19 protein-coding genes, 1 tRNA gene and 1 pseudogene are annotated in these 20,095 nt (G+C 36.4%); 5 read left to right on the forward strand and 16 right to left on the reverse strand.

Features of this window, described 5'->3' with window-relative positions; all coding sequences use genetic code 11:
* Nucleotides 1-193, forward strand: a 193-nt coding sequence (locus PHD84_06615) for a DUF3343 domain-containing protein (GenBank protein MDD5637471.1), incomplete at its 5' end; no start/stop codon positions are given.
* Between the two features lie 218 nt (nt 194-411).
* A pseudogene (locus PHD84_06620) lies at nt 412-2,367 on the forward strand (methyltransferase domain-containing protein).
* Between the two features lie 59 nt (nt 2,368-2,426).
* On the opposite strand, the gene cobS reads toward PHD84_06620, so the two are convergent.
* From cobS to PHD84_06655, 7 genes are all read right to left on the reverse strand, one after another.
* Nucleotides 2,427-3,218, reverse strand: coding sequence for an adenosylcobinamide-GDP ribazoletransferase (cobS, locus tag PHD84_06625; GenBank protein ID MDD5637472.1), 792 nt, complete (start codon nt 3,216-3,218; stop codon nt 2,427-2,429).
* Nucleotides 3,211-3,777, reverse strand: a complete 567-nt coding sequence (cobU, locus tag PHD84_06630) for a bifunctional adenosylcobinamide kinase/adenosylcobinamide-phosphate guanylyltransferase (GenBank protein ID MDD5637473.1) — start codon at nt 3,775-3,777, stop codon at nt 3,211-3,213. Before cobU ends, cobS begins: the two co-directional genes overlap by 8 nt.
* Nucleotides 3,778-3,834: 57 nt before the next feature.
* Nucleotides 3,835-4,896, reverse strand: coding sequence for a nicotinate-nucleotide--dimethylbenzimidazole phosphoribosyltransferase (gene cobT / locus PHD84_06635; GenBank protein ID MDD5637474.1), 1,062 nt, complete (start codon nt 4,894-4,896; stop codon nt 3,835-3,837).
* Nucleotides 4,886-5,536, reverse strand: a complete 651-nt coding sequence (locus PHD84_06640; GenBank protein ID MDD5637475.1) for a histidine phosphatase family protein — start codon at nt 5,534-5,536, stop codon at nt 4,886-4,888. The genes cobT and PHD84_06640 overlap by 11 nt, the downstream gene beginning before the upstream one ends.
* 105 nt (nt 5,537-5,641) lie before the next feature.
* Nucleotides 5,642-6,955, reverse strand: coding sequence for a metallopeptidase TldD-related protein (locus PHD84_06645; protein MDD5637476.1), 1,314 nt, complete (start codon nt 6,953-6,955; stop codon nt 5,642-5,644).
* A gap of 5 nt (nt 6,956-6,960) precedes the next feature.
* Complete coding sequence (locus tag PHD84_06650; GenBank protein ID MDD5637477.1) at nt 6,961-8,325, reverse strand: TldD/PmbA family protein; 1,365 nt, start codon at nt 8,323-8,325, stop codon at nt 6,961-6,963.
* A 66-nt stretch (nt 8,326-8,391) separates the two neighbouring features.
* A complete protein-coding gene (locus tag PHD84_06655) occupies nt 8,392-9,384 on the reverse strand; it encodes an HD domain-containing protein (GenBank protein ID MDD5637478.1) in 993 nt (330 codons plus the stop codon).
* Between the two features lie 198 nt (nt 9,385-9,582).
* On the opposite strand from PHD84_06655, the gene PHD84_06660 reads away from it, so the two are divergent.
* Nucleotides 9,583-9,670, forward strand: a tRNA-Leu gene (locus PHD84_06660).
* A 15-nt stretch (nt 9,671-9,685) separates the two neighbouring features.
* On the opposite strand, the gene PHD84_06665 is transcribed toward PHD84_06660, so the two are convergent.
* From PHD84_06665 to PHD84_06680, 4 genes are all read right to left on the reverse strand, one after another.
* Nucleotides 9,686-10,264 (reverse strand): L-2-amino-thiazoline-4-carboxylic acid hydrolase, encoded by a 579-nt coding sequence (locus tag PHD84_06665; protein MDD5637479.1) that lies wholly within the window; start codon nt 10,262-10,264, stop codon nt 9,686-9,688.
* A gap of 57 nt (nt 10,265-10,321) precedes the next feature.
* Nucleotides 10,322-10,780, reverse strand: a complete 459-nt coding sequence (locus PHD84_06670; GenBank protein ID MDD5637480.1) for a hypothetical protein — start codon at nt 10,778-10,780, stop codon at nt 10,322-10,324.
* Nucleotides 10,781-11,628: 848 nt separating this feature from the next.
* Nucleotides 11,629-11,784: a hypothetical protein gene (locus PHD84_06675; protein MDD5637481.1), complete on the reverse strand. Its 156-nt coding sequence runs from the start codon at nt 11,782-11,784 to the stop codon at nt 11,629-11,631.
* 224 nt (nt 11,785-12,008) lie between these two features.
* Nucleotides 12,009-12,728: an RraA family protein gene (locus PHD84_06680; protein MDD5637482.1), complete on the reverse strand. Its 720-nt coding sequence runs from the start codon at nt 12,726-12,728 to the stop codon at nt 12,009-12,011.
* A 348-nt stretch (nt 12,729-13,076) separates the two neighbouring features.
* Here PHD84_06680 and PHD84_06685 point away from each other — a divergent pair, with 348 nt between their 5' ends.
* Both PHD84_06685 and PHD84_06690 read left to right on the forward strand, forming a co-directional pair.
* Nucleotides 13,077-13,436, forward strand: a complete 360-nt coding sequence (locus tag PHD84_06685) for a DUF2089 domain-containing protein (protein ID MDD5637483.1) — start codon at nt 13,077-13,079, stop codon at nt 13,434-13,436.
* 33 nt (nt 13,437-13,469) lie between these two features.
* Entirely contained in the window at nt 13,470-13,865 is a 396-nt protein-coding gene (locus PHD84_06690) for a hypothetical protein (protein ID MDD5637484.1), read from the forward strand.
* Between the two features lie 88 nt (nt 13,866-13,953).
* Here PHD84_06690 and PHD84_06695 read toward each other — a convergent pair whose 3' ends face one another.
* The 5 genes from PHD84_06695 to PHD84_06715 form a co-directional block, all read right to left on the reverse strand.
* Nucleotides 13,954-16,308, reverse strand: coding sequence for a glycyl radical protein (locus PHD84_06695; protein ID MDD5637485.1), 2,355 nt, complete (start codon nt 16,306-16,308; stop codon nt 13,954-13,956).
* 2 nt (nt 16,309-16,310) lie between these two features.
* Nucleotides 16,311-17,213: a glycyl-radical enzyme activating protein gene (locus PHD84_06700; protein MDD5637486.1), complete on the reverse strand. Its 903-nt coding sequence runs from the start codon at nt 17,211-17,213 to the stop codon at nt 16,311-16,313.
* 34 nt (nt 17,214-17,247) lie between these two features.
* Nucleotides 17,248-18,033: an aspartate/glutamate racemase family protein gene (locus PHD84_06705; GenBank protein ID MDD5637487.1), complete on the reverse strand. Its 786-nt coding sequence runs from the start codon at nt 18,031-18,033 to the stop codon at nt 17,248-17,250.
* 80 nt (nt 18,034-18,113) lie between these two features.
* A complete protein-coding gene (locus PHD84_06710) occupies nt 18,114-19,100 on the reverse strand; it encodes an ABC transporter ATP-binding protein (GenBank protein MDD5637488.1) in 987 nt (328 codons plus the stop codon).
* A 4-nt stretch (nt 19,101-19,104) separates the two neighbouring features.
* A complete protein-coding gene (locus PHD84_06715; protein MDD5637489.1) occupies nt 19,105-20,088 on the reverse strand; it encodes an ABC transporter ATP-binding protein in 984 nt (327 codons plus the stop codon).
* Nucleotides 20,089-20,095 lie beyond the last annotated feature (7 nt).

Genomic DNA, 20,095 nt, shown 5'->3' on the forward strand with positions numbered 1-20,095 from the left:
TTCAACCAGCGGGGCTATCAAAACAGAAAGTTTAGCAAAGAAACAAGGGCTTGTTGTTAAGCTTATCCCGGTGCCCCGTCATTTAAGCTCTGATTGCGGTATATGCTTAAGTTTTAACTTTGATGACATTCATAGAATAGAAAAAATATTAAGTGACAATAAAGTAGAATTTAATGCTATTTATGATTTATAAGAAATAGTAAAATTTAACTATTTAAAACCACCGATAAACAGATGAATATTTACTATTGACTTTTTCTTACAACTTGTTATATTGAATAGAAATTAATATAACTAACTAAATTTTATTATTTAAAATGACTGTTTTAAAATTAATTATAAAAAATAAGTATAAATTTTCTATACTTAGTTTGAATAATAATCTGTGAGAAAGAAGGTAAAAACAAGATTATGAATGGTTTAACTTCTACTGATAAACCTCCCCAGCGAAAGAAAAAATATAAGGAAAAGAAATCATTCCTCGGACCGGTTTCCAATTTAGAACAACATGTAAGACCTGACTGGTGGAATAGGATCTTTAATTATTTATATTTAAAGACTGACGGAGATATTGTAGATGACTTAAGTATTACTTCCTCTGAAATTGATCTATTCTTAAGCATCCTTAAACCCTCTTCAGATGATAAAATACTTGATCTTTGCTGCGGCCAGGGTAGACATTCTATAGAATTAAGTAGAAGAAATTTCCAAAATATAGAAGGATTAGACCGCTCACATTACTTAATCCAGAAGGCTAAAGCTCAGGCAAAGAAAGAAGATCTTAATGTCAAGTTTAAAGAAGGAGATGCTCGTAAGATACCATTTGCCAATGATTCTTTCGATATGGTAATGATTTTAGGAAATAGTTTTGGTTATTTTGAAACGATACAAGACGATTTAAGGGTATTAAAAGAGGTTTTTAGAACCCTAAAGCCATGGGGAAAATTACTGATCCAGGTTACTGATGGAGATTACTTAAAAAAGCACTTTCAACCTCGCTCCTGGGAGTGGATAGATAAAAAACATTTTGTCTGTAGAGAACGTTCGCTTTCCCTGGACAAACAACGCCTTATTTCTCGGGAAGTGATTAGCCATATAGAAAAAGGTATAATAGCTGATCAGTTTTATGCCGAAAGACTTTATTCTCAAGATAATCTGACTGAGCTTTTAAACGCTGCTGGTTTTAGTGAAATAACCTTCCACGGATCAATGACTCCCCACTCTAAAAGAAACCAGGATTTAGGAATGATGGAAAAATGTTTAATTGCTACTGCAATAACTAAAAAAGAATGGACACCTCTCAGAAAAAAAGGACGCAGGCAATTAAAAAAGGTAGCGGTAATTCTTGGAGATCCGAGCAAAACAGATCCCCTAAAGCCTTCAGCTGTCTTTGATGATGATGATCTTTATACAATTGACCAGCTAAAATCAGAATTGAGTGAATTAAAAGATTTTATGTTTACTTATTTGAATAATCATGACGCTTTAATCAATGAGCTAACCAAACTAAAAGAAAAAGGCAAGATTGATTTAGTTTTTAATCTATGTGATGAAGGTTATAATAATGATGCCAGAAAAGAACTGCATGTTCCTTCTCTCTTAGAAATTGTTAATCTACCTTACACCGGCTCAGGCCCTCAATGCCTGGCTTTTTGCTATGATAAATCACTAGTTCGCGGTATTGCAAGAGAAATGGATATCCCGGTACCGGAAGCCTTTTTTATAAAACCAAATGATGTTATTTTTGAGTTATCTTTCAATTTTCCGGTAATCATCAAACCTAATTTCGGCGATTCCAGTTTTGGAATAACCCAGAGAAGTGTAGCTAATAATTTTGAAGAAATAGTAAATGCCATCTCTGAAATTAGAGAGAAATATGGTTATGATAAACCAATTCTAGTTGAAGAATTTCTTACTGGCAAAGACCTGAGTGTGGGAATTTTGGGTAATCCTCCTGAACCTTATACAGTACTACCAATAATTATGGCTGATTATTCTGCCTGACCTGAAGATTTACCCAAAATATGCCGTTACGAAACTAAATGGTTACCAGACCCTCCCTACTGGAATATCAAGTCGGTTCCTGCTAATCTTCCTGAAAATACAGAAAAATTTATTATTGAATGTTGCTTGAAGTTATCGGAAAGGTTGGAGTGTAGGGATTACTGTAGATTTGATTGGAGACTGGATAGTAACGGGACTCCTAAACTATTGGAGGTAAATCCCAATCCCGGCTGGTGCTGGGATGGACATCTGGCTAAAATGGCTGAATTTGATGGGATATCCTATGGAAAAATGCTTAGAATGATTTTACAAGCTAGCGAACAAAGATTAAACCAGGACAAATCAACTTATTCTTTGTCATGATGTTTCAAACCAATTTGTATCTTCTGTAAAGGGTTGAATTATGTGAAGATGTAATCCTTTTATTTAATAGTTAAAAAAGATACAAGTAACACAACCAGCTCGCTTATTTCATTGATAGCACCTATTACATCACCACAAATTCCCTGAATCTTTCTGTTGGAATAAGCAATAAGGCTACCGGTTATACATCCGGTTATGATTAATAAAACAAGGGCATGATAGATAAAACTGGGGGATAATATTAGAAAATTAAAACCAACAGTGAATAAAGTTGAAACAACTAATTCTTTTTTTCCTAAATAATTAGTGAACATCTTGGTTAAGGTATTCGAAGAAGAGGCAGGTTTCCCCAGATAAGCTGTTAAAACCATAGCCCATCTTCCCATCATAGGAGCCAGCAGTAGTGATACCCCTTTAACTGTCTCAGCTAAACTGATTAACAGAAGATATTTCAAGAGAATTAATATAATTAAGGCAATAGCTCCCTTTGCTCCGATAGAACCATCTTTCATAATACTAATAATATTTTCTTTATTTTGCCCACCAAAAAATCCGTCTATCATATCAGCTAATCCTTCCAGATGAAGGCCTCCGCTTAATACCACCCATACAGCAAGAATAAATCCTGCTTCTAGATGAACAGGTAAATCAATAAGTTTCAGCAGCCAATAAATGGTAAATAGGATACCCCCCATGAGCAAACCAACTAAGGGGAAAAAGATGCTGGCTTTCGATAAATCCTCCTTAATAACTTCCTGGTCAACAAATTCTTTCCTAAAGTAGGGTAAAGAAACCGGTAGGACTGTCAAAAAAGAAAGTGCTAACAAAAATCTTCTGACTATATTACCCATCTCTTTTCCCCTTTATTAACATAGGAATACCAGCTACCATAAGATATACCCGATCCGCATTCAGAGCAATAGCCTGATTAGCCTGACCCAGTATGTCCCGAAAAAAACGTCCGGTTATATTGGTGGGAACCAAGCCCAGTCCTACTTCATTGGATACCATAATAACAGAAGCCTGGCATTTTAATGCTTCGTTAACAATAACATTAATTTTTACTTTGATTTTTGAGGAAAGATTTTTTCTGGATTGCTCATCCGGACAATCAGACATAAGATTAGAGACCAGCAAAGTCAGACAATCAATCAGAATAACATCTGTTTTATGGCCAATCTCTTGAATAATCTTCTCAACCTGATAAGGTTCCTCGTATGTCTGCCAGTTTTTCGGTCTTCTTTTACGGTGTTCTGTTATTCTTTCAGACATTTCCTCGTCTAAGGCCTGTGCTGTAGCAATATAGGTAATTTTTTCACCGATTTTTGAGGCTAGCGATTCAGCAAAAGAGCTCTTGCCGCTTCGTACTCCACCCGTAATCAGAATGAGTTTAGGTTTGTATTTATTCATCTTTTAAATTCCAAATTATTATTATAAAGAGGATTGATTTGTCTTCTTAACCCGTACTTATTCTTTAATGGTCATTAAATCATCAAAAGTAGCCATCTGATTAAGTAATTTAAAACCCGCTTCTATAAAGCTCATACCAAAAACTGCTCCTGTCCCTTCCCCTAGATGCATACCCAGATCAAAGATAGGGAGCATATCCAGATAGGTAAGGGCAATGCTATGTCCCCTTTCCCTGGAACAGTGGCTGGCAAAGAGATAATCATGTATCTGAGGATTTAATTTTACTGCCAGTAAAGCACAAGCTCCTGATATTAGACCATCCATTATTATGGGAATTCTTCTTTTTGCAGCGGCAAAAATACATCCTACCAGGCCACCAATCTCAAATCCACCTACTTTTGCCAGTACATCTAAAGGATCATCAGGATCGGGTTGGTTTAAAGAAATAGCCTTCTTAAGTACTGCAATTTTATGGTATACTGCCTCAGGAGAAAGACCTGCTCCTCGATCCACTACTTCCTCGATTTTAGCGTCAGTTAATAGACTAACAATGGCACTGCTAGCAGTAGTATTACCAATCCCCATTTCCCCTAATCCTATCATATCAATCTTCTTCTGTGCAAAAGTATCCTCAAAAACATCAAATCCAATCTCCATTGACCTTTCTGCCATTTCCCTGGTCATAGCTGATTCTTTCGCCATATTATTAGTTCCAGAGGCAATCTTCTTCTGAAAAATGCCTGATTTCCGGCATAACTCTCCCTTTACTCCTATATCGGTTATTACTATCTCCACATCAAAATGGTGAGCCAATACATTTATAGCAGCCCCACCTCTTAAAAAATTTAATACCATCTGACGAGTGATTTCGGAAGGATAAGCACTGACCTGCTCATCAGTTACTCCATGGTCAGCAGCCATCAGAAATATTACCTTTCTATCTATAACAGGATTCAAACGGCCATAAATACCAGCTGCCCTGGCTACCAGATCTTCCAGTCTCCCTAAACTTTTTCGTGGTTTAGTTAACCTATCAAAACTTTCTAAAGTATTTTTCTGGATAATATGATCAATGGGATGAATATCGCTAATAATTTTGGCAATCTTATTATTCTTCAACTAATTTAACCGGTTCCTTTCCCTTAAGATGACTGATATCATTTATCGATTCGACAAAATAGATATTATGCTTCTGATAAAAGATTATATTTAAAGCAGTGGAATATTGCTTGATATACCAGATTTTTTCCAGAGGAATATCCAGAGCAATACTAATAATGATTCTAGCTACTCCACCATGACAGACAATAGCAACAGTATTATACTGCTCATCATGATCATGTTCATCAATTATCTTCTCCAGACCATCTAAAACCCTTCTTTGTAAATCAGAAATACTCTCTCCACCAGGGAGAGGTTGGCAAGGTTCATGCCACCAATGTGGACAATTGCCCTTATTATTTTCCGTATTAATTTCCTCAAAACGTAATCCCTCCCACTCTCCAAAGCAGATTTCCCTGAATAGTGGTTCAGTGCTAAGATTCAACTGATGTCTCTTGTTAATAATACTGGCAGTATGGATAGCCCTTTTTAAATCACTACTATAAATTGCTTTAATCGGAAATTCTGCCAGACGCTCTGCTAACTGTTCTGCCTGCCAAATTCCTTTTTCAGTAAGGTCAACATCCTGATGACCTGAAAAGCGTTTTTCAGCATTACTAAAAGTTTCTCCATGTCTTATAATTAAAATTTTTAACATATTCTTTTCCCTATGACTATTACTAATTTTAGTATTTATTTTTTATTATATATGGGCACTCTTTTTTATATTTAATAAAGAGCGTGAAGAATGATTAACACATTATCAATCTTTCGTTGATACTGATATTGATTTAATATAGATAGGCGGAAAATAATATCGACCAGATATCCATTCCGCTTTATTACCTATAGCAATAATATCTTTTAAGACCTCTAAGGCATTTCCAGCTATCATTACATTTTTAATTCTGCCGACAATTTTTCCATTAACTATCTTGTAACCCAGCTGAACATTATTAGAAAAAGCGCCACTAAGAATATTACCCTGCCCTAATCCCAATACCTGGTCAACAATGATTCCGGTTTTGATGTCCTTAATCATATCAGTAAAGGAGGTATTTCCTTCTGAAACGATCAGGTTGCTAATGCCGGGGGAAGGTGAGGTATGAAAACTATATCTAAGGCCATTACCGGAAGGTTTTACTCCTGCTTCTGCAGCATTTTGTAAATCATAATAATAATTCTTCAAGATACCCTTTTCGATTAAGGGCAATTTCTGCATAGCAATCCCTTCATCATCATAAGGAGCGCTTCCTTCTGCATAATCAATTATTCCATCACTATCCATAGAAAGCAATGGGCTAAATAAAAGCTGACCTTCTTTTCCCTGTAAAGGAGATATTTTTCTATTAATCATTCTTCCGTTTAAACCTGCCATAAGGGGGAGTAGCAGGACCAGTAAAGCCTTGGGAGTAAATATAACTGGCATATAACCATTTTCTACCTCTACAATTTCTTTACTCCATTCTATTTTTTTCTTCACCTCTTCCCAGAGAGAGTCCAGAGAAAAATTAGCTTGACCCCATTGCTTGGACTCCATCAAAATCATCATATCATTTTCCTGAGTATCCTGAATCATGATTGAATTAGAAAAAATGGTTTTCTGATAAGTAAAGGAGGCGCCATAGGTATTCCAATATTGAATCTTACCCTCTTGCTTGACAATTCCTGCATCACAGCGCAATTCAGCATTTATGGAGTTGACTCTGTTCATAATATTATTTCCAATTTCTATCATCTCAGCAATACTTTTTTCAGATAACAAGTGGTCATAGAGTTTTAGTTTATCCTCCTGGTCAGCATTAATCTGTCCGGGAAAATCAAACAGTGCAACCTGTCCAAATTGGGCTACTGCCATTGCCATATCAACCATTGCCTCAAACTGACTTTCTGAGGTGGAAGAAGAAAATCCTATTTTACCATTACTGATAAGCCTCAAAGCCCATCCTTCCATTTCTTCTGCATTTACTGACTTTAATTGATTCATTTCGTATTCAACCGGAGTTGATTTAAAATTAACCTTATAAAGTTCACCAGAACTTACTTTCTTTCTCAACTTAGCCATTAATTGTTGCATAATTCCTACTTCCCTCCTACCACGACATTTCTAATACGAATATGAGGACTACCAAAGGTTACTGGTAAAGGTTGTTGTCCACCCTTACCACAACCCCCTCCGGATTCAATAATTTTCAGGTCATTGCCAATACCATCAATATGATACAATGTTTCAAATAAATTACCAGTCAATGTTATATCTCTAAGTGGTTCTGTAATCCTTCCATTTTCAATCATATAACCCTCACCGGCACTGAAGGTAAACATCTCAAAGGTAGTATTTCCTCCATAAAACTTTCGGGCATAAATGCCCTTTTTGATATCATTGAATAATTCCTTATATGGTGTTTTGCCTTTCTCTATATAGGTGTTAGTCATGCGGACTATTGGTTTGAAATGATAGCTTAAAGCTCTAGCATTTCCAGTAACAGATTCTCCCATTTTAGCAGCAGTTTCCCGGGAATGAAGCCTGCTGGTGATAATGCCTTTTTTGATAAGGTAATTTTTCCTGGTAGGAACTCCTTCGTCATCATATTTAGAGGATCCCAGCAATCCTGGTAAAGAACCGTCATCCACCACATTCAATTCTTCAAAGCCTACCTTCTTTCCTAATACCATTAACTTTTGCATTCGCGGATCTTCATATAAAAAATCAGCTTCACTTAAATGACCAAAGGCTTCATGAATAAATACTCCAGCCAGGAGTGGATCCAGGATTACCGTATATTGACCACCAGGAACAGATTTTGACTGTAATAACTTAACAGCACGTTGTGCTGCTCTCTGTGCTCGAGAAGAAAGCCGTTCAGCCTTTTCGTATCCTTTAATACTACCAATACTTTCACTGGCCATCTGAACATCATCGCCATCACGAGCAATGGCAGTAAAGTGTATATTGAGATAAGGTCGTTCCTGTCTGATATAGGTACCTTCAGAATTAGCAAAATGTACTGTGGTAAAGCGATCAGTATAATCTACAATTGATGATTGTATCTTGGGACTAAAGTTAACTATAATATTGCTATAGTTTTTCATCATAGTTGATTTTTCTTTTAAACTAACCTGTCTAAAATCTTTGCTATAGTCAGCTGTTATATTATCTACCACCGGCTCTACCTGAGCTAAATTACTTGGTTTATCGCCAATAAGAGTGGCAATCTCAATAGCTTGATTAATTTTTTCTTTTAAATCTTCCCACCGATTAAAAGTAACAAATCCCCATCTTCCTTTTACCAATGCCCGGACATTGCCTCCCTTTTCCTGAGAACTACTAATCTTCTCTATATCCTTTCCTTGAAAACGAATATTGGTTGATTCATATTCCTCCAGTCTTATTTCCAGATAATCCGCTTTTTTCCCGGAAAGTGCATCTGTCAGTCTATCATGCATAATCTTCCTCCTGCTGTATTATTGTTGGTTATCTTTAAATTATTGTGAGCTAAATCTTTAGCTTATTTATTCTTCAAAATTTTTACTACTATCTTCCATTATAACCTGTTCTGCCAGGTAAATGGAACGATCTAACCACCAGACCCAATCACTCCATTTTTTATCTACATTCTTATTCTGTTCTTTCAAGCCAATTAATCCATTGATTTTAGCATCAGTATCATCAGCATAAAAAAGAGCTATAGCTGGAAGAATACTGGGAAGCTTAGGTGAGCCAAATTCAAATTTACCATGATGGCTTAAGATAGTATGTTTGAACATAACCGCTAAGTCTTCTGGAAAATCTTTTATCTGTTTAATTTTTTCCTCAACCATCTCTGTTCCCATAATTATATGTCCGATTAGTTTCCCCTTATCGGTATACTCAATAACTCCATTCAGCTGATATTCTTCTACCTTTCCAATATCATGAAGAAGTGCAGCACTAACAAGAAAATCCCTATTAACCTGAGGATATATTTGACAGATAGTCTCACATATCCTTGAGACGTTAACGGTATGTTCTGCTAAACCTCCCTTATACGCTTGATGTAATTTTTTAGCAGCCGGTGTCTTCTTAAATTTTCCCCTTAAAATCAGATCATCAAAAAAGGAGAGTAATAATGCCTTTAAATACTGATGCTTTATAGAAGAGATTTTATGGTCTATTTCCTGCATTAATTCCTCAACATTCAGTGGTGTAGCTGGTATAAAATCCTCTAAAGATGATTCCGGTGCTGACTCTAAAGATTTTATGCTCATCTGTATCTGTCCGTCACTTTTCTTTTTAATTACCTGGCCTGCGATTTGAGCAAATTGCATATTCTCAATTTGAGATAATTCCTTATCTGATATATCCCAATAAATAGCTTCTATTTCACCACTGCTATCAGATATTCTCAAAAAACCATCTACAGTCTTACCATCTCTTCGCAATCTAAATTCTGCTTCCTTTATATAGAAAACCTGTTTTACAACATCTCCTAAATCCAAATCAACAATTCTTTTTTTATTATTCAAAACAATTTCTCCTTAATTATATTTACTTCCTATTCTTTTCGTTCTCGTAGAGTTGTTTCCAAGAAAATACTTCTCAAACCTTGCTAACCTTCTCAGATAATTCTCCTTGACAAGCTACTTAAATTTATCTATGCTATTATTTGTTAGGTAGAAGTATTCTTAATTGTAGTTTCTGGAATTGGCTACCATGTTTTACTAGCCGAAGTGGCGGAATCGGCAGACGCGCTACGTTCAGGGCGTAGTAGGTTTTACACCTGTGGGGGTTCAAATCCCCCCTTCGGCACCATAAAATAGACTCCACTTATACGCCCCTATCAATCTTCGTCCAGTCAGTTCCTTCGCTAAAAAATTCTTCTCTTTCCTTTTCAGTAGTCGGAATTACATCAAATTCGCATTCTTCATCTTCCCGCTCGGGCATACATTTTGTATGCACCAGTTTAAAATGTGGATTATAATACATAGATTTAGCTAAGTCAACATAGCAATATAGCCTACCTAATTCCTCCTCACCATATTCCCGCCATAGTTTACCAAGAACGCAACCATAACTTTTTCTTCGTTTTCTTCCCCCGCTCTCAAAGGTCTCTCTCCCTGCATGCATACCATATCTGGGAAGATCCCTGGACTTTCCTCTACCATAATTATCAGGAGTTGCCTCTAAGCCTTGATCATGTATATTTTTCTTCACCTCTTCCCCTATTAATTTACCATAATACTTGATAGCCTTTAAAATTACTTTTTCTCCTTTTTCATTTCCCAGCTCATTTACTAACGTTTTAGCATAAGCAAGATGTAGCAAAGCAATTCTCTTACTAACCATTTCTATTTCTTTCGCAGCCTCTTTTTTCGTTACTATTTGTGTATTATTAGAATCTTTCAAAATTTATTTACCCCTTTATTTGAAATAAAAATGAATAATGGGCAGAAATGAGGTCTCTTAATCCAAATCGTTAAATCTTTCCGTTTCCCAGTTATAATTTTCTACCAATTTCTGAAAAGTCATTTCGCCCAACCTAATTTTTTCAATATATTTTTTACTATGATAAAAAAAGATATCTATGGGACTTAACGCTTCTCCTTCTAGTATCTTAAATATTATTTGCACATAGAGTCTATCATATAGTCTGATAATAATCTTTTCATTCTTTTTTATACTTGTTTCAATATTACTTACTCGCTCTAACCAGTGGCATAAATCTACCAGATCAGGTTGTTCATCATAATTTGATTGTGCCATAAATTCTATATTTCTCTTGTGTGGCCTCAGCTCTTCCAGCTCATTTATGTGATAACCGAGCATATGTTCCAGAGCATAAATAGACTTCTGCTCTGCCCTAATTTTTTGCAAAATCTCTATATTAGCTTTTATTCTTGTTCTCACTTCAAAATAATTCATGTTACCTTCTGCCGAGTATATTTCATAATAACATAACGGATTTTACAGGGGAAGGCTTCCCCTTGAGAACCTCTTTACTCAGTATATAGTATACCAGTATAAAGTATACTGTAAAAATCTAATCCAATAAAATAACTGAGTTATTATTATAACAAAATTGGTTAAGAAAGTTAATTTTACTACGGATTTGTCTCGGTATTTCCGGATACTATGAATCTATCATTAATACATTTTTATTAATTTTACAACCATATTAAACTATCTTAGAAAGTCAGTAAGATATTGTATAAAAATTTTGGGGTGGTTCTTCATATAGCCACTAGTAGCCAGTTCCGATGCCACTAACCGCCAGCTAAACCTTGAACCACCTAACCCATGAATCAATAATATATTTCCAAATAAAATATTAGATAAAGGTTGCCAGATACGATAATGTAATTACACCCCATCTACCGTTAGAAAGGCACTATTATCAAAAGTAAGGTCTTCAATTTTATACTCTGTCTTAGAGTAGGCATTAGAAAGAAGAAAAATATTTATTATTCAGCTAAGCAACATTATTAGAAATAAGTTATTAGGGTTTTTAATGACAGGGCATTTGTTAGGCAAGTTTTTTCCATTCAACTTCATTTCTTATTTCCTCATTCTTCTAATTATAGTTATATTTCTTCTGTCGTCCTCTTCACTTCTTTTTGGAGTTTCCAGGATAAAAGGCAAATCTTTTATTGCTTGATGATTTACTAACATGCTAAATCTCCTTAACCAATAAATCCTTCCCTAATAGCATATGTCAGTCTTTTTTAGATTTTAAATTATATTTAGAATCATTAAGATGAATAACCTTCAATTTATTCCAGTTGATTTCTTTTTTTAATATAGCATCTTTCCTGACAGGTGAGAAAATTTTTAGAAAAGATTTGCATGGCATTGATTCCTAAACTTTTTGCCCTGGCAACAGCTTCCTCAATACCTCCAGCAATGGAAACATGGCACCCTATTTTCAATCATTTTCCTTCTCTTTTTTATTTCTTCACTATTGTATCATTTATATGAAAAAATAGCCCAAGTAATTTGCTCCTAATAATTATAGTTTTTATTTATAGGTTGCTATGGGATAAGTAATTTTTTATGCTCTTTCTGATTTGAATAATATCTCAACAGGTCTGTCTATGCTATCCTTACTATTTTATTTGTGAATATGTTTGAGTTTGTTCTGTCTTGGGGTAGCTTATGATTTACCGGCAAAGATTGCTCTTATCTCGGCAGACGTGGTCGCCTGGGATAATGTCTCCATACGTTCCTGTTCTTCCTTTTGTATTAAGGCTAAATTTGTTACTACCTTTTCTAACTTATCTACTGGAAATTTACAAGCTCCATTCTCATCCATATGAATAATTTCTCCTGGATATACATCCATACCAGCTACTGAAACCGGTACATTAACGGCATGAACAGCCATATCCCCATGTCCCGGTGTTACCCCAGTCAACATATATTGAAACTTCATTGGTCTTATCTCATCTATATCACGGGAAGGACCATCAGAAATAACTCCCACACAACCGATTGATTTTAGTGCTGTAGTCATATTGCCTCCGGAAAGACCCACTTTATCCGCTATTTCGGATGGAAAATTCTGTTTAATGATTAGTATGGTCGGCTTTTTAGATTGTTCTAAAGCATCAATGACATTCATAAAAGAAAGACGTGAGTATGCAGGATCAGGTAAACCATATACGCAAGTAACAGCATAACCGGCTGTTCTGCCCAGTTCCGGAAACATACAGTGAATAGTCTGATCTGTATACCAATTCTGGCTCCAGGGATGATAAAGTCCCAGACATAGGGGATGATTAGGGTAAGTAGCAACTATGTTGGTTACCGAAGGTGTATCATATTCTTTAATCTTTGTTAATAGTTCTAATTCTTTTGTTCTTTCTCTTTCCATAACTTATCTCCATTTTTTTATTTTTCCTTAAATTATACCTTATTTATTTTAAAATAGCATATCTGGAGGAAATCAAACTAAACAATTAACTTACTTAATATTGACACAATTTCAAAAGCAATATTCCAGTTTGAATAGGGAAATGGCTAATTCTGTTACCTTGAGCCATAGTATCGATTTTATTCTAATTTAAAGAGTCATATGATAGAATTATTAATATATTTTATAAATATATTAATTTTATTTATTTTTTTATTGACATATTTAATATATATATTATAATTATTAATAAATAAATAAGATAAATTAATTTATGGTATTTAAAAAATTAAAAAGGAGGTGTTTGCTTTGCCCAACATTCCTACTAATTGTCCGGCTTGTGGTTCTAGAATGAATATCACTGAATTAAGATGCAGTAAATGCAACACAAAGGTACAGGGAAATTTTCCTATAAACAAACTAATCTCTCTTTCTGAAGAAGACCGGGAATTCTTGTTGACCTTTCTTCGCTCTCGGGGAAATATAAAGGAAGTTCAGGAAAGAATGGGGATTTCTTATCCTACTGTTAAAAACAGGCTGGATAAATTGTTAGCGGCTTTAGGTTTATTCGATGAAATTAAAAACATGAGCCGAAGTGAAATAATAAATGCTCTTAATAATGAAGAGATTTCAGTGGAAGAAGCGATTAATTTACTACAAGAAAGCTAATTTTAATTAATAAATTTAAGGAGAAAAAGTAAAATGAAAGAAGAAATTAAACAGGTTCTAGATATGCTAAAAGAAGGAAAAATTACTCATGAAGAGGCAATTAACCTTATCGATGCTTTGAAATCAACAGATAAAGAAAAGAATAGCGAGGAGCAATCTGTCATCAGTAAGCAAAAAAGGTTCATTAAAATTAACGTTACCAAGGATAACAAACCAAAGGTTAATATTAAAGTTCCTTTCAGTTTGGTAAAATGGGGAATTAACATTGCCAATAAAATGGGAAAAGACACCGTTAAAATTGGTGGAGAGGAAATCCCCTTTGATATGGAAGAACTCAATAAAGCCATGAATGATCCAGAATTTTCCGGTAAGATTTGTGATGTCTATGATGAAGAAAAAAACGAACATGTAGAAATTGAAATAGCATAAAAAACAGAAGCAGGAATAGTTCTTATACTTATAAGAACTATTCCTGCTGATTTTCCAAATTATCTTCTGAATAACAGTTAATTTTTAATCACTGATGCTCAGTCCTGCTAATGATCTCATCTTGCAGGGTCTTACTGAGGTTGTTGAAGTAGTCGCTGTAACCGGCTACTCGTACAATGAGGTTCTGATATTCTTCTGGATTCTTCTGAGCAGCTCTAAGAGTCTCGGCTTTTATCACATTGAACTGGATATGATGACCACCTAACTTAAAGTAACCCCTGATGAGATGAGTGAGACTTTCCAACCCCTTTTCTCCTTCTAAGAGAGAGGGGGTAAACTTCTGGTTCAAGAGGGTACCACCGGTCTTCAGCTGATCCATCTTGGCTGCTGATTTAATCACTGCTGTGGGACCCTCACGGTCTGCTCCCTGTACTGGGGATATTCCTTCTGATAAGGGTTCACCAGCTTTACGTCCATCAGGGGTAGCACCAACTACTGAACCGAAGTAGATATGGCAGGTGGTGGGCAGCATATTGATACAGTACTTTCCTCCCTTGCTATTGGGACGTCCCTCCACCTCCTGGTAGAAAGCATTAAAGACCTCCTGCATGATGCTATCGGCATAGTCATCATCATTACCATATCGGGGAGTATTGTTTTTCAAGAGTTGATATATCTCGTGTTCTCCCTGGAAATTGTTAGCCATGATAGAAAGAAGGGTATCCATACTCAGATTCTTGCGGTCAAATACATGGTACTTGAGGGCAGATAGGCTGTCGGTGATACTACCTATACCTACGCCCTGCAGGTAATTGGTATTATAACGGGCACCACCGGCATTATAGTCCATCCCCTTTTCTATGCAGTCACTTACAATGAGGGACAAGAAGGGAGCAGGCATGGCATGGGCATAGAGCTGTTCGATGATGTGATTGCCTTTTATCTTGATATCGACAAAGTGGTGCAGCTGTCTTTGAAAGGCAGTAAACAGCTCTTTATAACTGGTAAAGGTTCTGGGATCACCGGTGGCCAGGCCGATCTTCTTTCCGTTTACTGGATCTAATCCGTTGTGGAGGGTAATCTCCAATACCTTAACCAAGTTGAAGTAACCGGTTAAGATATAAGCCTCTTTACCAAAAGCTCCCGTCTCTACACAGCCACTGGTTCCACCCTCTCGAGCATCGCTGAGGCTTTTGCCCTGTCTTAGCAATTCTGCAACCACTAAATCGGCATTGAAGACAGATGGCTGTCCCCAGCCCTTACGAATAATCTCACAGGCACGCCTTAAGAAGAGGTCTGGACTCTTCTGACTCAATTGGATATTGGTGCTAGGCTGCAAGAGTCGCATCTCATCTATAACCTCCAGGATAAGATAGGTAACCTCATTGACTCCATCTTCTCCTTCGGGAGTGAGTCCTCCGTTGTTGATATTGGCAAAATCAGTATAGGTACCGCTCTCAGCTAAGGTGACTCCTACCTTAGGGGGAGCAGGCTGGTTGTTGAATTTGATCCAGAGACACTCTAGTAATTCTCTGGCTTTCTCCTGATTCAGTGTCCCATTTTCTAATCCCTCTCGGTAGAAAGGTAACAGATGTTGGTCTAAGTGTCCGGGATTAAAGGAATCCCAGGTGTTAAGCTCACTGATGACTCCCAGATGGACAAACCAGTACATCTGTAAGGCTTCCCAGAAATTACGGGGAGCCTTAGCCGGTACTCGGCGGCAGACCTCGGAAATAGCAAGTAATTCCTCTTTTCTTTTGACATCTTTTTCTTTTGCAGAGAGCTCTTCAGCCAGTCGAGTATAGCGATGAGCCAAGGTGATGATTGCCTCAGCGCAGATAGACATGGCCTTCAGCTGGATAAGCTTTTGGTAGGCATCCTTATCCTGATGAAAGTCTATAGATGCAATAGCCTTTTTGATTTTCTCCTTGAGGTCTAAGAAGCCTTCTCGGTAGATTTTACCATCAGCCACCGTATGGCCAGGTGCCCTTTGTTCCATAAACTCGGTGAAAATACCAGACTGATAGCAATCCAGCCAGCTCTGATCCATGAGAGAGAAGATCTGGTGACGGATAGAGCGCTCCTGCCAGAAGGGAATAATCAACTCTTTTTGTATCCTCTTCACTTCAGCGCTGACCTGGAAGGAGATCTTCTCTCGCTTGTGGATAATATCTAAATCTTCCAAGGTATGACAGCAAAGCTCGGGATAGGTGGGAGTGGCACTAGAAGCACTACCCCGCTCTCCCACAATTAGTTCATCTTCATCAATGGCGATGGTCTTCTGCTCCAGTAAATACTTAAAAACTAAAGCCCTCAAGATGGGAGTAGGCACCTTACCCTGATAGAGCTGGTAAGCCTCAGTTATCAGTTTAGCCCGCTCGATATCGATATGAGGCTTGATGGTAATACTCTTTTCTCTTAATCTTGCTATTTTAGGATTCATCTTCATCCTCCTATATTTACCTTCACATTGGTCTTACTAAAAAGACGTATGATACTCTGAATATGCTCCCCGGAAGGAGCCTGAATCTGCATCATTTTGGATGTTAAACCTAAACGGCGGTATTTATCCAAACCCAGCCGGTGAAAGGGTAGGATACTCACCTGAGCTATAGCCAGGGAATGAACAAAACCAGCCATCTCAGTCAGCTCCTTCTTATCATCATTAATCCCCGGGATGAGGGGTATTCTAATCTCAATATTCTTGTTTTCCCCAGAAAGTCGCCTTAAGTTCTCTAGGATAGTCTGGTTAGAGAAACCAGTATACTGCTTGTGTTTCTCTTCATCAAGTAACTTCAGATCATAGAGCCACAGATCAACCAGGGGAAGGATACACTCCACATTAGACCAGGAGGCATAGCCACAGGTATCTACCACTCTGGTGATGCCCTCCTTCTGACAGAGGGAAAGGAGGGAAGAGAGAAAGTCAATCTGTTCCAAAGGTTCACCTCCGGAGAAGGTAACTCCTCCATTGGATTCCTGATAGAAGATTAAATCCTTCCTTAGCTCTTGCATAACCTCCTGTGGGGTTACTTTTCTGCCGATAATCTCTCGGGCTTGATTGGGACAGTGAGAAACACAGGTACCACAGCGTACACATTTACTCTTATCAGTGTAGGGATAATCACCCTTTAAGGTAATGGCTTTATTTGGACATAAGGAAAGACACTGATAGCACTTGATGCACTTTCCCTGATCAAAGGCAATCTCCGGTTGAGGGAGCCAACTCTCAGGATTATGGCACCACTGACAGCGCAGCGGGCACCCTTTCAGAAAGACGGTGGTACGGATACCAGGACCGTCATGGATGGCAAATTTTTTTATGTTGAATATGATACCGGTAGTCATTATTAATCACTATTCCCACTTAATATATACTTATTCACCATAAATCCTCCATCCCAGGATATTGGTCTGATAAATTCCATTTTTTTATTTCAGAAATTGGTGGCGATTTATAACTACAAACCTTGCTGTGTATCCAATTGAATTTCTTATGAAGTTCAATCATAAATTCTGCATATTTAAGAGAAGCTATGATAGAATCTATTACTGGAACTTTAAGAGCCTCTTGAAGCTCTTTATAAAAACCAAATTGCATGGTACAACCAAGAATAATAACCTCAGCATTTTTATTAAAAACTGCTCGTTCTGTCGCTTTATGTATTCGTCTTAAGGTTTCCGTTTTATCTTTTTGAAAGTCATTCACTCCTAAATTAACTGATTCAAATGAAGCTAAACGGTTAATCAAACCATAGTTAACAACATTCTCGTACATTTTAGGAATACACTTATTACTTGCAACAATAATTGAGAACCTATGCCCTAATCCAGCAGCGACCAACATACTTGCCTCGGCAGGAGCAGAAATAACAATGTGATCAGTGATTTCTCTTGCTTCCCGAAGACCAGGATCGTAAAAGCATCCAATTATTGCAGCATCATACCCCTCTTTTTCTGCTTTTTTAACCTGATGTAGAGTATCAGTAAGAATCAGGGCATCATAGTAATAATAATTAAGATGTAGTGGTCCCCTTTTCAGAGAAACTACATCTACTGTAGTATCATCCTGCTTCACACTGTTAACATTTTCTAAAATAAGCTGATCAACATCGACCATTTCATTTACTGGATTAATCCAGAGAATATGATTATTGATTTTATTCAATTATTTACTCCCAAGTAAACATAATTATAATATTCAAGATATACTACATTATTTAATTGTAAATTAAAGTAAAAACTTTCTTAACTGTAAAATAAGTGACATCTAACCATATGTCCGGGTGAGACCTCTATCATCTCGGGATCTATTTTAGAGCAAACATCTTTTTTATATGGACATCGTAGATGAAAGCTACATCCTGAGGGAATGTTCACCGGACTAGGTATTTCTCCAATAGAAATCACTTTTTTGGGTTTTAGATGCTCTTCTTCCTCAGAAATTACTGGAACTGAAGAAATAAGCATTTGAGTATAGGGATGAAGTGGTTTTTCAAAAAAAGTAATTGCCTCTGCCACCTCACATATTTTCCCCAGATACATTATAGCAATTCTATTTGCAACATTTCTCATTAAACTTAAATCATGAGTTATAAATAAGTAAGTTAAATTCATCTCTCGCTGCAAATCTATTAATTTATTTATAATTTTAGCCTGGACTGATACATCTAAGGCTGAAGTTGGTTCATCAAGAACAACTAAAGATGGATTTGGAGCTAAAGCCCTAGCAATAGCAACCATCTGTTTTTCACCCCCACCAATTGAAGGGGGTAATTTATAAAGGTATTCTGGAGAAAGTTCAACTTTTTCTAATAGTTCAACTATCTTTTCCTGACACTGTTTTTTGTTTAAATTAGTATGGATTTTATATGGTAAAGAAAGGATTTGCTCAATTGTCTGTTTAGGATTCAATGATGATCCAGGATCTTGGAAAACAATCTGAATTTCCTTTTTTGAAGATAGCCTTCTTTTAGATGCCTCCTTACCAATATTTTCACCTTTAAATATTATTTTTCCAGAAGTTGGATGATACATACCTACAACTGTGTAAGCAATGGTACTTTTCCCCGATCCGGATTCTCCTACTAATCCTAAGGTTTCACCATAATTTATATCAATATTCACTTCATCTACCGCACGAACATATATAAAACCTTGTCTACCTTTGCCAATATTGAAATACTTTTTTAATTTTTCAATCATTAATATTTTATTATTTTTTGTCTGTTCCATTTGTTTACCTCTGTGTTAAATGACAAGCTACTAAATGATTTTTTTCAATCTCATGTAATTGTGGAGGTTTTTCTATACAAATTGGATTTACACATTCACATCTCGGCTGGAAGCGACATCCTGACGGGGGATTCAAATAGTTTGGAAGTTTACCAGGAATACCATTAGCAATTCCACCACCTGATATTTTTGGTACTGATGCAAGCAAACCTTTAGTATAAGGATGGATAGGATTTTTAAAAAGTATTTCAGGTGTAGCTACTTCAACAATCGTTCCTGCATACATGACATAAATTCTATCAGTCATTTCTCTAGCTACCCCTAACGAATGAGTAATTAAAATAATGGCTGTATTTCTTTTATCTACAATCTCATTTAATAGTCGATGAATTTGATCCTGAATGGTAACATCTAATGAAGTTCCCGGTTCATCAGCTATAAGCAAGTTTCTTGGAGAAGATATAGACATAGCAATACAAACCCTTTGTCTCATACCTCCACTTAACTGAAAGGGGTAATTTACTAACATTCTTTCTGGATCGGGAAGATAAACTTCTTTAAGTGCTTTTATGGAATTATCTTTAATTTCTTTTTGATGTCTACTTCCTTTAAAAATATCTGCATGCCTAATTACATCTCCAAGCTGGCTTCCAATAGTAAAAACTGGATTTAATGCTGCTGTTGGATCTTGAAAAATCATGGCAATTTCTCTGGAACGTAAGTTCTGAACTTCCTTAGAATTCATCTTGAGAATATCCTTCCCCTTATAAAATATCTCACCCTCAGGAATTTTAAAATCTCCTGGTGGAAGAATTCTGAGTATTGATTTCATAGTGGTAGTTTTACCACAACCTGCTTCACCTACAAGACCAACTCGTTCACCTTCTTTTACTACCAAATTAACACCATTTAGTACTTTGAAATAGCCACCAAATACTTTATACCAGACAAAAAGATTTTTAATATCTAGTAATATTCTTTTATCCATTAATATT

It is taken from the genome of Atribacterota bacterium, assembly GCA_028717805.1.
GTDB lineage: Bacteria > Atribacterota > Phoenicimicrobiia > Phoenicimicrobiales > Stramentimicrobiaceae > Stramentimicrobium.